The following is a 15,062-nucleotide window of genomic DNA, read 5'->3' on the forward strand; positions in this document are numbered from 1 at the left end:
GAGCTAACTGAGGTCAAATCGCTGTCTACCAAGGCTTTTAGAGTTTGCGATCGCTCTTTGTGTGAGAAATGCGGGTTAAACCAAGCGACGCCAATATCTAACTTATCAACCAAAACCAGGAATACAAAAATTGAAACTAAGACAGCCATCCAAATAACTATAATGGCTTTATCTTGAACAACAAAGCTAATGATACTTGTACAAATCAAAGCCGCCAGGAATAGGTATTGTCCAATCTTGATCCAGGGAATCGGTAACCGGGATAAGGGTGAACCATTTTCGCCTGCCTGAGACAGGTCAGATGGATTAGTATTGTCGAGAGTTGTCATAATTTTGGAGTTGAATCTCGTACATAGTTTTATGTATATATTATTTCACGCCGGGATCAACGCAGTCAACCCCAAAAAACACTGTAGAGGCACCATCCTTGCGCCCATCAAACCTGCTTGCTGCCAAAGTTGAAACAGCCGATCAAAATCTTTCAACTCATCGTTGATAGTAGGACTTGAAGAACTCGGTTCACAATTAATTCTGGAATCTTTTGTCAAGATGTAAAATATAGTTTAAACTTAATCCAATCCGCGATGGGTCAACTCAGCTGCAAATACGACTCGGTTTCCTTCTAAGATGGCGAGTCCAGTTACTTGGGAACCGGGGTCAATTTTCAATCGATGTTCTTTCACAACAGGATTTTTCACCTCCTCTCCCGTACTTGTGGTGGAAAAGCCTATATTAGTGATAGCTTCCCTAAAAACATTGTTTTGAAAGTCTTGCCCCACAAAGTTTCCAAGAATAATCAGGTTTGCTTATCACCCTAGGTACGGGAGAGCCACAATCAGTCGCTGATCGAAACGTTGCAGGCTCGGACTAACCTTTAACCACACAACATCCGTAGTATTTGGCATAAACATCACCTATCTCCTTTTTTTCCCCCCATCTCCCTCAATGGCTGAGAAGCTGAGAAATATTTACGAAATGAAATATTTCTTAATTATTTTGTGCGAATACTTAACGAAGTTAAAATCTCCCAGCTTGTAAAAACTAATACAGCTTATTCTGTTATTCTTTGGATTATTTTAAGGGAGGGAGTCACCCAAGTTTTAAAGAAATTAAAAAAAAGTTAGACTACCTAAATTGCTAAATTTTTGTTAGATAATAGAAGAGTATCCGGAAGCAAACGGGAAGGTTAAAAAACCGTTAACAAATCCCGGAGACGACCGTCAGCCATGGAGTGTGGGGGTTGAATGCCGACTTCTATACCTCAGAAAAAAACAACATTGATGTTGTTAAAAGAAGGACTCAATTGGATAATTTATGCCAATTCGATTTCAAAGAAAATTGCCGTTTTGTAGTGGAACAGACGAAATTAATAGGGAATTTGCAATAGACAAGGAATTAAGTTGAAGTTTAGCGCTCCAAAAAAGATTACCTAGAAACCATAAAGGTTTGTAACTATGACTAAACGAACGATTGCAACTCTAGACGGAAACGAAGCGGTGGCTCGCGTTGCCTACCCACTCAATGAAGTGATCGCCATTTATCCGATCACCCCCGCTTCACCCATGGGAGAATGGGCAGATGCTTGGTCGTCAGAAGGTCGCAAGAACATCTGGGGTACCGTTCCCTCAATCATTGAAATGCAGAGTGAAGCAGGGGCGGCAGGTACAGTCCATGGCGCGTTGCAGGCAGGGTCATTGACCAGCACATTCACAGCCTCTCAGGGCTTGCTGTTAATGCTGCCCAACCTCTACAAGATAGCTGGGGAAATGACCTCAGCCGTGATTCATGTCGCCGCGCGATCGCTAGCCGCCCAAGCCCTGTCCATTTTTGGGGATCACCAAGACGTGATGGCGTGCCGTGCCACAGGCTTTGGTCTTCTGGCATCAGGCTCAGTCCAAGAGGCACATGATCTGGCCTTAATTACCCACGCCGCCACCCTAGAATCCCGCATTCCCTTTATCCATTTCTTTGACGGCTTCCGCACCTCCCACGAAGTTCAGAAAATCGAACTACTAGCGGACGATGATCTGCGGGAAATGATCAATGATGAACGGGTGATGGAACACCGGGCGCGGGGTCTAACCCCCGATCGCCCCGTTCTGCGAGGCACCGCCCAAAACCCAGATGTCTATTTCCAAGCACGGGAAACCGTTAATTCCTACTACGATGCCTGCCCGGAAATTGTCCAGAAAACTATGGACAAATTTGCCGAACTCACCGGACGCCAATATGAACTGTTCCAATATTACGGTGCCCCCGATGCCGAACGAGTGATTATCCTCATGGGTTCTGGCGCAGAAACCGTCCATGACACCGTAGATTACCTGAACAAACAGGGTGAAAAAGTAGGACTGATCAAAGTGCGGCTGTATCGTCCCTTTGATATGAAGCGCTTAGTCGCCGCACTACCAACTACGACTAAGAATATCGCCGTCCTAGACCGCACCAAAGAACCGGGCGCTGGTGGCGAACCCCTGTATCTAGATGTCGTTACAGCCCTTCAGGAAGCCTGGGAAGCTGAGAGTCCGAAACCCAGGGTTGTGGGTGGACGCTATGGCTTATCCTCCAAAGAATTTAGCCCCGCGATGGTGAAGGCTATCTTGGAGAACCTAGCCGCTGACCAACCGAAGAACCACTTTACCATTGGCATTAACGATGACGTAACCCACACCAGCCTCTCCTATGATCCCAGCTTCTCCACTGAACCCGAAAGCGTGGTGCGCTGTGTGTTCTATGGCTTAGGGTCAGACGGTACCGTGGGCGCAAACAAGAACTCGATCAAGATTATTGGTGAAGAAACCGACAACTACGCCCAAGGCTACTTCGTTTACGACTCCAAGAAATCCGGCGCCGTCACCGTTTCTCACCTACGCTTTGGTCCAGAACCGATTCGTTCAACCTACCAGATTAGCCAAGCCAACTTCGTCGCCTGTCACCAATGGCTATTCCTGGAAAAACTCAACGTCCTGAGTATCGCCGCCCCAGGTGCTACCTTCCTGCTGAATAGTCCCTTTAGTGCGGATGAAGTCTGGGGTCTACTGCCCCGCCCGGTGCAAGAGGAAATTGTCAACAAGAAGTTGAAGTTCTATGTCATTGATGCCAATGAGGTATCGGTTAACAGTGGCATGGGACGGCGGATTAACACCGTGATGCAAGTCTGCTTCTTTGAACTGGCGAATATCTTACCCAAAGAAGAAGCGATCGCCAAAATTAAGCAGTACATTGAAAAGACTTACGGCAAGAAGGGTGCAGAAGTTGTCCGCATGAATATTGAGGCAGTGGACAACACCTTGGCGCATCTGTATGAAGTGCAAGTGCCAGACACCTTTGACAGTACTGTGGACATGCGTCCCCCAGTTCCCGACACCGCCCCAGCCTTTGTCCGGGATGTGTTAGGTCAGATGATGGCGCGGGGTGGGGATAATCTGCCAGTGAGTGCCTTGCCCGTAGATGGCACATTCCCCACTGGCACGACGAAATGGGAAAAACGGAATATAACCCTAGAAGTTCCCGTGTGGGACCCCGATGTCTGCGTCCAGTGTGGTAAGTGTGTCATGGTTTGCCCCCATGCGGTAATCCGAGGCAAATCTTATGATCCGCAGGTGTTAGAAAACGCCCCCGCTTCCCTTAAGTCCACGGATACACGGGATAAAGAGTATGCGGGACAGAAATTCACCATTCAGGTGGCGGTCGAAGACTGCACGGGTTGCGGAATTTGTGTGGATGTTTGTCCGGCGAAGAACAAGTCTCAGCCCAAGCTGAAGGCGATTAACATGGAATCCCAGTTACCCCTGCGGGAACAGGAACAGGCAAATTGGGACTTCTTCTTAGATATTCCCAATCCCGATCGCCGTTCTTTAAATTTAGACCGCATCCGCCAGCAGCAATGGCAAGAACCCCTATTTGAGTTCTCCGGTGCTTGTGCGGGTTGTGGGGAAACTCCCTATCTGAAACTAGCGACCCAGTTATTTGGCGATCGCATGTTGGTGGCAAATGCCACAGGCTGTTCCTCGATTTACGGTGGAAACCTACCCACCACACCTTGGTCACAAAACGCTGAAGGGCGCGGACCTGCTTGGTCGAATAGCTTATTTGAAGATAACGCCGAATTTGGTATCGGCTTCCGCGTTTCCGTTGACAAACACACCCAATTTGCCGCTGAGTTAGTGCAACGTTTAGCGGGTGAGATTGGCGATAACTTAGTTAGTGGCATTCTCAACGCGGAACAGAAATCTGAAGCCGATATTTGGGAACAACGGGAACGGGTGGCTCAACTCAAGCAGAAACTGCAACAGATGAACTCTCCTGAAGCCAAGCAGTTGTTGAGTTTAGCCGATTACTTGGTCAAGAAGAGTGTCTGGATTATTGGCGGTGACGGCTGGGCGTATGATATTGGTTACGGTGGTTTAGACCATGTGATTGCTAGTGGTCGCAATGTGAATATCCTGGTTTTGGATACTGAGGTTTATTCCAATACCGGGGGTCAGGCGTCCAAAGCTACCCCACGGGGGGCGGTGGCGAAATTTGCCGCAGGTGGTAAACCGTCAGCTAAGAAAGACCTAGGCTTAATTGCCATGACCTACGGGAATGTCTATGTTGCTAGTGTGGCAATGGGGGCGCGGGATGAACATACTCTCAAGGCGTTCCTGGAAGCTGAGGCGTATGATGGTCCATCCCTAATCTTGGCGTATTCCCACTGTATTGCTCATGGGATTAATATGACCACGGCGATGTCTCATCAAAAGGCGTTGGTTGAGTCTGGGCGCTGGATGCTGTATCGGTTTAATCCGGATTTAGTTAAAGACGGCAAGAATCCCCTGCAACTGGATATGCGGAGCCCGAAATTCCCCGTGGAAAAATCCATGTATGAAGAAAACCGCTTCAAGATGCTGACCAAGAGTAAGCCAGAAGATGCCAAACGTCTCCTGGAAGAAGCGCAACAGGATGTGCAGATCCGGTGGCAGATGTACCAATATCTGGCAGCCCGTCAGTTGGACACCCACAACGGTGATGGAAATGGTCAGACAACCCAAACTGGTGAGGAGGTTAAGGAACCAGCGAGTACCTAAATAACATTGTAGAGATGCGCCATGGCGCGTCTCTACACCCCTCCACAGGATTACCCATAAATAATGTAAGAGGTTTAAACGGATGGATCTGACAACAACATACCTAGGGTTAGAATTGCCATCGCCACTCGTCGTTGGTGCGGCGGCGCCCCTGACGGAAGATATTGACAACATCAAGCGTATGGAGGATGCAGGGGCGGCGGCTGTGGTGCTGCATTCCTTATTTGAAGAACAACTGCGCCAAGAAAAGTTGGAGTTACACCATCATTTGGAGTATGGTACAGAAAGTTTTGCCGAAGCCCTGACCTATTTCCCCGAAGCGGAGGTGTTTCATGTGGGGTCAGAGCAATATTTAGAGCATATCCGTAAGGCAAAAGAGACGGTGAATATGCCGATCATCGCCAGTCTCAATGGTTCCACGGTGGGCGGCTGGACGCGCTACGCTAAGGAAATTGAGCAGGCGGGGGCGAATGCGCTGGAGTTGAATATCTACAGCATCCCCACGGATATGGATCAGACGGGGGCACAAGTGGAGCAGAATTATCTTGATATTCTGCAAGCGGTGAAATCTGAGGTGAATATTCCGGTGGCGATTAAACTCAGTCCTTTCTTCAGCAATATGGCAAATATGGCGAAGCGGTTGACTGAGGCGGGTGCGGATGGTTTAGTCTTTTTCAATCGATTTTACCAGCCGGATATTGATATTGAGGAGTTGGAAGTTTCACCCAATATATTGCTGAGTACACCGCAAGCGATGCGCTTACCCATGCGCTGGATTGCGATTTTGTATGGTCGTCTGTCGGTAGACTTTGCGGCTACGAGTGGGGTACATAAAGGGCAGGATGTAATCAAAATGATGATGGCAGGGGCGAAAGTGACGGAAATCGTTAGTGTGCTGCTGCGTCATGGGATTGGCAATCTGCAAGACATTGAGCAAGAGGTACGCCATTGGATGGAGGAGCATGAATATGAGTCCATCAAGCAGATGCAGGGTAGCATGAGTCAGATTAACTGTCCTGATGAAAGTGCCTTTGAACGGGCGCAGTACATGAAGGCGATTCAGACGTACAAGCCTCAATTGGTGGGGTTTGCCCCGTAGGATAAATGGCAATTCATTAATTAGATCCCCGACTTCTTGAAGAAGTTGGGGATTATCGTGGTTGGTTGTAGGGGCGAGTCGCTGAGCAAAGGTGGCGGTGTCACAATTAACTTATCTCGACTCGCCCCGGTCTAAATGCGGTGTCATATAATTTCCAATACCCAATGCAGGGCGACCCGATAAAATTAATAGGTGAGTTTTCTTAATTGAATGCAGCGGGTCGCCCCTACAGTTCTATGCCCTACGAACCTCAAAGAAATCACCGCCATTCTATTCGCCTAAAAGGATACGACTACAGGCAACCTGGTGCTTATTTTGTCACGCTTTGTATCCGTAATCGAGATTGTCTGCTGGGGGAAATTATCCAAGGCAATATGTATCTATCCCCATTGGGTCGCATTGTGAAAAACGAATGGTATCGAACGGCTGTTGTGCGCCCGAATGTGGAACTTGATGCTTTTGTGATTATGCCGAACCACTTACACGGTATTATTGTCCTTACAGATACCCACCGTACCTCATTGAGGACAGAGTTATCGGTTTATTCTCTGGATTGGGTTCAGCCGATTGTCTCGACTGGAAGCACTAGGGAGAAACGACAGATTAAAGGTGTGGTTTCGGGTTCTCTAGGTGCAATTATTGGGCAATTCAAATCCCTATCTGCCAAACGGATTAACCGGATTCGTCAAACCCCCCACGTTCCTCTCTGGCAACGCGATTTCTATGATCACATCATTCACCGGGAGACATCCCTTCATGCCATCCGCAAATACATTGTAGAAAATCCTCTACGGTGGATAGACGACCCAGAAAATCCCGAATATCCTGTATCCAATCAAGACCCTCTAACCGATTTTCCGTTTTAACTGGCAATTATCCCTGATAGAGATTGTCAGGATTATTAAGATTATTAAGATTATTGAGATTATCACATTTGTAGGGGTTTGTAGGGGTTTGTAGGGGCGAGTCGCTGAGTCAAGGTGGCGGAACCGCAATTAACCTATCCCGACTCGCCCCGGTCTAAATGCGGTGTCATATAATTTCCAATACCCAATGCAGGGCGACCCGATAAAATTGATAGGTGGGTTTTCTTAATTTAATGCAGCGGGTCGCCCCTACAATTGGTGATATCCTTACAAATGAAAAATTACAAATGACAAAAAATCACAACTCAATGGTGTAATAATCCAACGACGATTTTCCCGCCCCCTGACGCCAAATACTATCGGATTCCCACGGCGCATCTTTTCCGCGACGGCAACGGGTGCGAACAGTTAGTTTATCCTTTTCAAAGATCAGCAAATTGTATTGCCAAGGCGTAGCCGTTACCAGTTCTTTTGTCGGTGCGCCAAAGGTTCCGGCACAAATGCGGTCTAATTTGCGCCCATCTCGACTCATATCGTAACGGAACAGACTGGTTTCGGCTTTGTGGATATGTCCGTGCAGGAAGAAGCGAAACCCGGAAACGGCGAGGAGTCCGATGAAGTCTTGGTCGATAATTCTATCTTGATAGGGACTATCGAGGGGGTGATGCCAAACGGCGATTTTTAAGCAGTTATCGTAATCGGGATTAGTATCAATTTCATCCAGGGCGTTGCTGAGGGCATTTTCATGAATGCTGGCGCGGGATTTGAAATGATGGTCGAGTTGCCATGCTGAGTTTAGCCCTAAAATGAGGAGGTTTTGTTCGGGGAGATAGTCGAGGGTGTATTGTTGGTCATAGTCTAAGGGATAGGGTTTTCGTTTGATGTCTTTGTAGAACTGGCGGAAGTTTTCAACGCGTTTTTTGTAGGCGGTTTCGTCACGAACTCGGATGACTTCATCGGTGACTTTAATATAATGACCATCAATTAGTTTACCGTTGTATTTAGGGCGGTCAACAAGTAGGTAGGCTTCTTGTGCTAAGTTCCAGTTGAGGTCATGGTTACCGGGAACAATGGTAATTTGTTCTGGGTTTAGGGAGAAGGTTTGACAGAGGGTGTTGAGAAATTGGGCGGCAGCTTCGTATTCTTCTGGGGTAGAATAGTTAGCAATATCGCCGGAGAGGATCAGGGCGTCAAGCTGAGAAATATTGAGTTCATGACGTAAATCAAGTCTGAGTTGTGTAGACCACAAGGTTGCTTGGTCGAGGGTGGTAAAGTGGAGGTCGCTAAGGTGGAGAATATGCATGAGAGATATTGGGAAGAGATGGGTAAGTTTAGAATCTGAGGATATCGATGTAGTTGGAGGTTGAGTTAGGGTGTAATTATAGAATTTGCAGCGCTGTTGAATAGCAGAGATTATATTGAGTATAGCCGGATCTGTATCTGTTTTTAGAAGTGCCGAAAACTCAGGCAAGAATTCAGGGATATCTATTTTTTCTAACGCTGATTGTGCACGCCCATGCTGCACCAAGACGAACCGATTTCTCTCCCTGATTAAGAACTTGAATTAAAGGTTGAACTGCCTGTGCTTCATCTTCAACCAATCCCAGCATTAACGCTAGAGGTTCTGTCCATTTCAAATAATTGAGATACTGCCGTTGTAATTCCTCATCACTAAGATTCGGTAACTGCTTCAGTAAATACTCTGCCGTATAATACTCCTGAATCAGTTGATGGCGAAACTCTATCTGATTATTTGCCCTCAGTTGAATAGGGAGACGGGAGAACTTGCTTTTCCGGTAATCTGGGGGAATGGGTGCGTTTTGAATGAACCCGAGAATGTCCTTATCTACCAGCCTAACAGGGTTTTGAGGCTTCCCATGAAGAGTCAGTGAAGAGTCAGGAGGAGAGGGTGAGTAGGATGGGTTGTAGGGTTTGCGATCGCACCATCTCCTAATTTATCCTAACTAAGTTAAAAGGAATGTCTCTGAATTAAAAGTTTGTCCTCAGCACTTGAACGTTGAGTCACTAAAGTGACGACTACGAACCTAGGTTAAATTAGTGTCTTATGCTCTACAATTTACCCATTTAACTATGTCCAACCCTTCCCAGAATGACCCACACGCCCTGCTTCCCCTGCCTCCCCTGCCTCCCCGGCTTTTCCTATCTACTATGTTTGAGCGCAACTCGGTATAAAGGGGGACTGAAGGGGGCAAAATCAGGGATAATTAACATGAGATTATGACAGGCTGGAATCTCCCTAAGAGCATTCCCTTCCCAGAGTCTGGAAGGCGAAAAAAAGTAGATACACCCTGCCTTATTCAAGACCCTATATTTTATGCAGATGACCCTCTCAACCCTTGACGAAATAACTGCTCATTTTGTGTCATTGGGGAGAAGTTTTTCAAGTGGATGTAACGAAGGGCAAAAGATACCGTTTTGAGGCGTTTCTACTATGGGAGGCAGAGCCTCCAGAATAGCATTCCCTTCTCAGACCTGGGAACGAGAGGAAAACGAGAGGAAACGAGAGGAGAGGAGGCAGAGCCTGGGAGATGGCTGGGGGTGAGGATTTCTACCTCGCCAACGTCTTCACTGTCAACACCTGCGGCGGCGTGGAATCCGGTGGATAAATAAACTCGACCTTTACATTTCGCTGTTCCCCTGGCGCTAAATTTAACGTAACTAAGGGGTTAGACGGTTGTCCCCGACGCTGAACTAAATGGACATACCGTGTCTGACTTTCCCCTTGGTTATCTTCATAAGTGACCCGAACAGTTCCCCGAAAAAATACCCGATCAACTTGTGGATTCAAAAACAGTAACTTATCTGTACCTGCCTCATCTTTTAACGGCGTTTGCATCGATACAGTTACCGTTTGAGCTTGACTTGTTGTATTTTTCAGGGGTAACGTCAGATTATATTCCACGCCATAATTACTATGAGCATAATACGCCGTATCCGGATAACGAGCTAACATCGGCGCACTTTGAATTTGACCCGTATTCAACGTAATTAAATGGAGCGTTCCTAAAACATAGGAAAATGCCTCACCGGGTTGGGGAATTCTCAGACTATCTGATTCTAATGTATCCGTAATCTCTGCTAACCATTGCGTCCCTTGGGAAACCCCGGCAACCCGTCCAAATACTGTGGGTTCTCTAGGCGGGTCAAGAGGTGTTGGCGTCAGATTCCGGGGTTCGGCTAATTCTCCTTCAACTAATAAACTTTGCCATTCAGCTAATGTTGGGGCGCGGTATGTACCATTCGAGTTTTGCGGCGCTTTCATGGCTAAATTGGCAACATAAACTGAACCATTACTCTGCAATCGCATCATCGTGGAACGTCCATTCGACGCCGGTGCCCGTTGGATAGGAATCGGCTGATTCATCAAGAGTTGAGTTTGCCCTGCTTCCAATATCATTTGTGCCGGAAAGCTTTCCTGACGAATCCCCCGCAGTACATCAGTCATCGTGCGACTACCGGGTCCCGAATAAATCTTGCCATTGGGATTATCCACCATATCCGGTAAGTCAATAAACGGCGCATCGGGAGTACTCAAATAACTTGCCCCTTGCAAAACCTCAACTGTCACCGGTTTATCGGTGGGATTGTGCAGCAGTAATCCCTGATAAAGGGGGCGAGTTTCTGCCTGAGTTTCTGCCCTAGCGATATGATGGGTAAAAATATCGAAACGTCCTTGAAAGGGAAAATTAAGATGGGCGGAAGGAATACGTTTTCCGGTTGGGGAAAATGTGGATAATAAAATCCCTTCACTTCTAACTAATTCAGGATAATTACTATTAAATGTGGGAACAGAATTCAGTCCTCCGGGTAATGTCCGCACCTGTTGGGGATGAATTTCCACCCCAGCAATATACTGAGGCGGAACCGCATAAATATTTAACCCCCGACACAATAGCGCCGCTACTTCGCCCCGTGTCGCCCGTTCATTGGGACGAAGCCGTTGCACCGTGGGATAATTAACCACCAGAGTATTCACCGCCGCCGCCGCGATCGCATTCCTGGCGTATCCTGGAATACCAGAGGCATCTTGGAAGTATTGTGGCAATATTCCCGATGGATTACTGGGAATGCTGTAATTCTTCGCCCCCGCCAAAACCCCAATCGCCTGCACACGAGGAATCGGTTGACTGGGTTGAAAAATCCGCCCCGGATAACCCGAGAAAAATTCCCGTTGATAAGCGTCTTGAATTGCCCGATATGCCCAGTGACTCTGTGGCACATCTGTAAAGGCGATACCACTGCGTTTCACCTCGGCGTCGGGGAATGCATTCAACATCAGCACCGCAAATTCTGCCCTTGTAATCGAACCATTGGGGCGAAACGTGCCATCCGGGTAACCTGTAACTAGGTTTCGAGATGCCATCTGGTTAATACAATCCTTTGCCCAATGGGTTTGGATATCGGGGAATGCGATAGCATCGGCACTAACCCCAAGAAAAAATTTTTTCGGCATGGGCTTGACAAATCCATAGATCTTCGTAACAATGGTATTCGGCTCGTAAATTGGGACTGTAGTTCAATTGGTTAGAGCACCGCCCTGTCACGGCGGAAGTTGCGGGTTCGAGCCCCGTCAGTCCCGTAAAATGCTTAAATATTGTAGGTCTAGTTGGGACAGAATGCAATGCCTACTCGCTCAGCCGTTACGGGGTGAGTTCTATTCGCACTGAATTCAATGGCATTATCGCTCGTCTCAACCCCTCTACTGGCAACATCAAGATTTCTAGCTGAATTACGATGTTTCAATAAAATAATTTTCCATAAATTATAGGATACTAAAGGTGTCATGTTGCAATTCACGGGTTATGACTCAAGCACTTACCCAATTTTCCATGAATGTCTTCAACGGTATTTCCCGGCTGCATTACCTATGGAAGATTACATGAAAAAAACTTTCCATTGTTTAAAAGCCCTGGGTTTTGAAGATGAAAATACAATGGGAATGGCAGCACTCTGTCGGGACGAAATTACTGATCCGTTACTTAATGAAGTAGTTAAATACTGGGGAAAAACCTTTAATTGTTGTAGTCTGGCTGGGTTCGTGATGATGGGAAAAACGGGTTTAGCCGCCGCAACAGACCACGTTCCGATTCTCGATGGAATACGCCGCTTTACGTTTTTAGCCATGCCTCATATTGCGATTTCTAGAGACGGAGAAATTGGCAAGGTTTATCGAGAAGGCATCCACAAAGCGTCTCATGCCTGTGGTGCATTAGAAGCGATTGTCAACGAGTTAGAATCAGGACGTCTTAACCTAAAAATGGATATCGAGGATCTGGAACAATCTATTATCCGACAAAAAATACTGTCCACTATAAATTATGGAGACAAACCGAATTTAGTTGACATGACTAAGTTGGCTTGTCAGATTATTTCTGATGATGTAGAAAACCTCTTGCATCCCTTAGATTATTCTATATTTAAGTATGCGGTGATGACGGGTATTCAAATTCATGGTCCTATGGATACGAACTGGATCTATCCTCATGATTTTTATGTGGTGGGTGCAGATTTACCAGGAGGCAAAAAGGTTATTGAAGTGGTTTAAAAAAGAAATTCGGGGATGGGTGAGGGAGTGAGCGCCGCTCTACGCTACAATAAATAGCTGGAAAGTACTTAGCCAACCCTACCACCAGAGATTGATCTTGTGACTGTTAGAGTCCGCATTGCACCGTCTCCCACCGGAAACTTCCACATCGGTACCGCCAGAACCGCTGTATTTAACTGGCTATTCGCCCGACACCACGGCGGTCAGTTTATTCTACGCATCGAAGATACCGACCAAACGCGATCGCGTCCCGAATATACCCAGAATATCTTAGAGGGTCTCACCTGGTTAGGACTCAATTGGGATGAAGGACCGATTTTTCAATCGAAACGGTTTGACCTTTATCACCACACCATTCAAACCCTTTTAGATAAAGGGTTTGCCTATTACTGTTACACCTCAGAAGCGGAACTTAAGGCACTCCGGGATGCCCAAAAAGCCCGCAAAGAAGCCCCTCGCTATGATAACCGTCACCGCAATCTCACCCTAGAACAACGCGCCGCTTTTGAAGCGGAGGGACGAGAGCCGGTGATTCGGTTTAAGATTGACGATAGTCGCGAGATTGTCTGGAATGATATGGTGCGCGGTCAACTCACCTGGAAAGGGAGTGATCTGGGTGGGGATATGGTGATTGCCCGGGCGGCTTCTCAAGGTGAAATTGGTCAGCCTCTCTATAATTTAGCGGTAGTGGTTGATGACATTGATATGAAAATAACTCATATCATCCGAGGAGAAGACCACATTGCTAATACTGCCAAACAGATTTTGCTTTATGAAGCCCTCGGCGCAACAGTACCCGAATTTGCTCACACGCCTTTAATTCTAAATCCCCAGGGGCAAAAACTTTCTAAACGGGATGGCGTGACCTCTATTTCTGAGTTTCAGACTATGGGTTTTGTCCCAGAAGCGATGGCAAATTATATGACGCTTCTGGGTTGGTCTCCACCCGACTCGACACAGGAAATCTTTACCCTAGAAGAAGCTGCTCAACAGTTTAGTTTTGATCGGGTGAATAAGGCGGGGGCAAAGTTTGACTGGGATAAACTGGATTGGCTCAATAGTCAATATCTGCACAAAAAACCACCATCGGAATTAGTTGATTTACTAATTCCCTACTGGCAAGAAGCGGGGTATAACATTGATCCGGAAAATAATCGCCCTTGGTTAGAGCGATTAGCTGCCGTTATTGGTCCGAGTCTGACGCGCTTACCGGATGCGGTGGAGATGACGCGGATGTTATTTACTGACTCGATTGAGTTGACTTCAGAGGCGATTGAGCAAGTTAAAAAAGAAGGGGTAACAGATGTATTAAACACGGTTTTGGAAGCCTTAGAAAATACCCCAGAATTTAGTGCAGAAACCGCAGGGGAAATCATCAAACAGGTGACTAAACAGCAAAAGGTAAAGAAAGGTTTAGTCATGCGCTCCCTGCGTGCTGCACTCACGGGTGATGTGCATGGTCCTGATTTAATTGAGTCTTGGGTATTGCTGCATCAAAAAGGACAAGATAAACCCCGTTTGCAGCAAGCTTTGAGTCAAGCCTAGAACGAAAGTTCTGGCTCAAAGTTAACTTAAGCTACAGCCCCCTCACCCCGATCCCAACTCCCATCCCCCTTGGGAGTTCCCCCTTCCGTCGCCCTTTTTAAGAGGGAGAGCAGAGGATGCGAGTAAACTCGTCTCTAAAACAACAAAGAGATGACTATGTTAAACAAAACCGCCCAATTCATTATTATCACAACCACATTAGGTGTAATTTTAACCACCACAAAACCAGCTAAGGCGGCGACGTTCACCGCTTTGAATGAAGGGACTGTCGCCAATACGTTTACTGAATGTATCAACGATGGTATTGCCCTTCAAGTTGGCAAAAATCCTATCAATGATCAGGGATGGCAATATGCAGTTGATTCGTTCAATGATGGCGTGGATGGATTTCAAGTCGGTGGAGCTGGTAATGGCTATGAGATCTATAGTCTAGCGCTTAAGGAAACTAAGGATAGCATTGTGGTAGTGATTAATGGCAATATCCCATTAACAGGTATTGATGGAACCCGTGCTGATGATGCCAATATTGGTTGGGGTGATTTGTTCTTCAATTTTACTGACAAAGACTTCACCACGGCGAATAATCAAGGGGATTTATTCGGAGTACGTTTTGCCGAAAGCAATGATTCTTTAGTCCCTAATCTTGGTCTTTATAGCAATGTTACCGCTATCAGTACCACAGATATTAATAGTGGATTTGATAGCCTGGAAGATTACAACATACGAGTGAATGACGCTTGTCAAGGTGCGGGTTGTGGTCCGAGTCTGGGTGATTTAGCCGCCGATACGTCTTATTTTGACCAATCTCAAAGTTTAAATACGATGGGTTCAGGTGAATTTCTCACAGATAAAGGACGGGAGAACGGAAGCCCCCGTACTTTAGTCGGGGGATGAAGTTCGACGCGGCGAATTTATTC

The 15,062-nt window shown here is 46.7% G+C and carries 9 protein-coding genes, 1 tRNA gene and 2 pseudogenes; 7 read left to right on the top strand and 5 right to left on the bottom strand.

Going from position 1 to position 15,062, the window contains the following annotated elements:
* Together ACLGGO_RS32135 and ACLGGO_RS32140 are read right to left on the bottom strand one after the other, a co-directional pair.
* Positions 1–329, bottom strand: a pseudogene (locus ACLGGO_RS32135) (DUF4231 domain-containing protein); the annotation flags it as partial.
* Positions 330–578: 249 nt separating this feature from the next.
* Positions 579–701 (bottom strand): annotated as a pseudogene (locus ACLGGO_RS32140) (RRXRR domain-containing protein); the annotation flags it as partial.
* 753 nt (positions 702–1,454) lie between these two features.
* Here ACLGGO_RS32140 and nifJ point away from each other — a divergent pair.
* From nifJ to ACLGGO_RS32155, 3 genes are all read left to right on the top strand, one after another.
* The gene (gene nifJ / locus ACLGGO_RS32145) at positions 1,455–5,069 is read left to right on the top strand and encodes a pyruvate:ferredoxin (flavodoxin) oxidoreductase (RefSeq protein WP_446422363.1); all 3,615 of its coding nucleotides are present in this window, start codon (positions 1,455–1,457) and stop codon (positions 5,067–5,069) included.
* An 82-nt stretch (positions 5,070–5,151) separates the two neighbouring features.
* Complete coding sequence (locus ACLGGO_RS32150) at positions 5,152–6,168, top strand: dihydroorotate dehydrogenase-like protein (RefSeq protein WP_446422364.1); 1,017 nt, start codon at positions 5,152–5,154, stop codon at positions 6,166–6,168.
* A 236-nt stretch (positions 6,169–6,404) separates the two neighbouring features.
* Positions 6,405–7,034, top strand: coding sequence for a transposase (locus ACLGGO_RS32155; protein WP_446422365.1), 630 nt, complete (start codon positions 6,405–6,407; stop codon positions 7,032–7,034).
* A gap of 298 nt (positions 7,035–7,332) precedes the next feature.
* On the opposite strand, the gene ACLGGO_RS32160 is transcribed toward ACLGGO_RS32155, so the two are convergent.
* Both ACLGGO_RS32160 and ACLGGO_RS32165 read right to left on the bottom strand, forming a co-directional pair.
* Complete coding sequence (locus ACLGGO_RS32160; RefSeq protein ID WP_446422366.1) at positions 7,333–8,337, bottom strand: metallophosphoesterase family protein; 1,005 nt, start codon at positions 8,335–8,337, stop codon at positions 7,333–7,335.
* Between the two features lie 1,266 nt (positions 8,338–9,603).
* Positions 9,604–11,508, bottom strand: a complete 1,905-nt coding sequence (locus tag ACLGGO_RS32165) for a DUF3370 family protein (RefSeq protein WP_446422367.1) — start codon at positions 11,506–11,508, stop codon at positions 9,604–9,606.
* 52 nt (positions 11,509–11,560) lie between these two features.
* Between ACLGGO_RS32165 and ACLGGO_RS32170 the strand changes: the two genes are divergently transcribed.
* Positions 11,561–11,634, top strand: a tRNA-Asp gene (locus tag ACLGGO_RS32170).
* A 23-nt stretch (positions 11,635–11,657) separates the two neighbouring features.
* Here the strand turns inward: ACLGGO_RS32170 and ACLGGO_RS32175 are convergent.
* The gene (locus ACLGGO_RS32175; RefSeq protein ID WP_446338004.1) at positions 11,658–11,840 is read right to left on the bottom strand and encodes a hypothetical protein; all 183 of its coding nucleotides are present in this window, start codon (positions 11,838–11,840) and stop codon (positions 11,658–11,660) included.
* Here ACLGGO_RS32175 and ACLGGO_RS32180 point away from each other — a divergent pair.
* From ACLGGO_RS32180 to ACLGGO_RS32190, 3 genes are all read left to right on the top strand, one after another.
* Positions 11,839–12,600, top strand: a complete 762-nt coding sequence (locus ACLGGO_RS32180; RefSeq protein WP_446422368.1) for a hypothetical protein — start codon at positions 11,839–11,841, stop codon at positions 12,598–12,600. The genes ACLGGO_RS32175 and ACLGGO_RS32180 overlap by 2 nt on opposite strands.
* Before the next feature lie 99 nt (positions 12,601–12,699).
* A complete protein-coding gene (gltX, locus tag ACLGGO_RS32185; protein ID WP_446422369.1) occupies positions 12,700–14,145 on the top strand; it encodes a glutamate--tRNA ligase in 1,446 nt (481 codons plus the stop codon).
* Positions 14,146–14,301: 156 nt separating this feature from the next.
* Entirely contained in the window at positions 14,302–15,039 is a 738-nt protein-coding gene (locus ACLGGO_RS32190) for an XDD3 family exosortase-dependent surface protein (RefSeq protein ID WP_446422370.1), read from the top strand.
* Positions 15,040–15,062 lie beyond the last annotated feature (23 nt).

The sequence above is a fragment of the Coleofasciculus sp. genome (genome assembly GCF_046565525.1).
Classification (GTDB): Bacteria; Cyanobacteriota; Cyanobacteriia; order Cyanobacteriales; family Coleofasciculaceae; genus Coleofasciculus.

Excerpts from the sequence above, each read along its gene's own strand:
- ACLGGO_RS32155 (WP_446422365.1), top strand. The coding sequence starts at position 6,405 with ATGCCCTACGAACCTCAAAGAAATCACCGCCATTCTATTCGCCTAAAA.
- ACLGGO_RS32165 (WP_446422367.1), bottom strand. The coding sequence starts at position 11,508 with ATGCCGAAAAAATTTTTTCTTGGGGTTAGTGCCGATGCTATCGCATTC.
- ACLGGO_RS32150 (WP_446422364.1), top strand. The coding sequence starts at position 5,152 with ATGGATCTGACAACAACATACCTAGGGTTAGAATTGCCATCGCCACTC.
- ACLGGO_RS32175 (WP_446338004.1), bottom strand. The coding sequence starts at position 11,840 with ATGACACCTTTAGTATCCTATAATTTATGGAAAATTATTTTATTGAAA.
- ACLGGO_RS32180 (WP_446422368.1), top strand. The coding sequence starts at position 11,839 with ATGTTGCAATTCACGGGTTATGACTCAAGCACTTACCCAATTTTCCAT.
- ACLGGO_RS32160 (WP_446422366.1), bottom strand. The coding sequence starts at position 8,337 with ATGCATATTCTCCACCTTAGCGACCTCCACTTTACCACCCTCGACCAA.
- ACLGGO_RS32190 (WP_446422370.1), top strand. The coding sequence starts at position 14,302 with ATGTTAAACAAAACCGCCCAATTCATTATTATCACAACCACATTAGGT.
- nifJ (WP_446422363.1), top strand. The coding sequence starts at position 1,455 with ATGACTAAACGAACGATTGCAACTCTAGACGGAAACGAAGCGGTGGCT.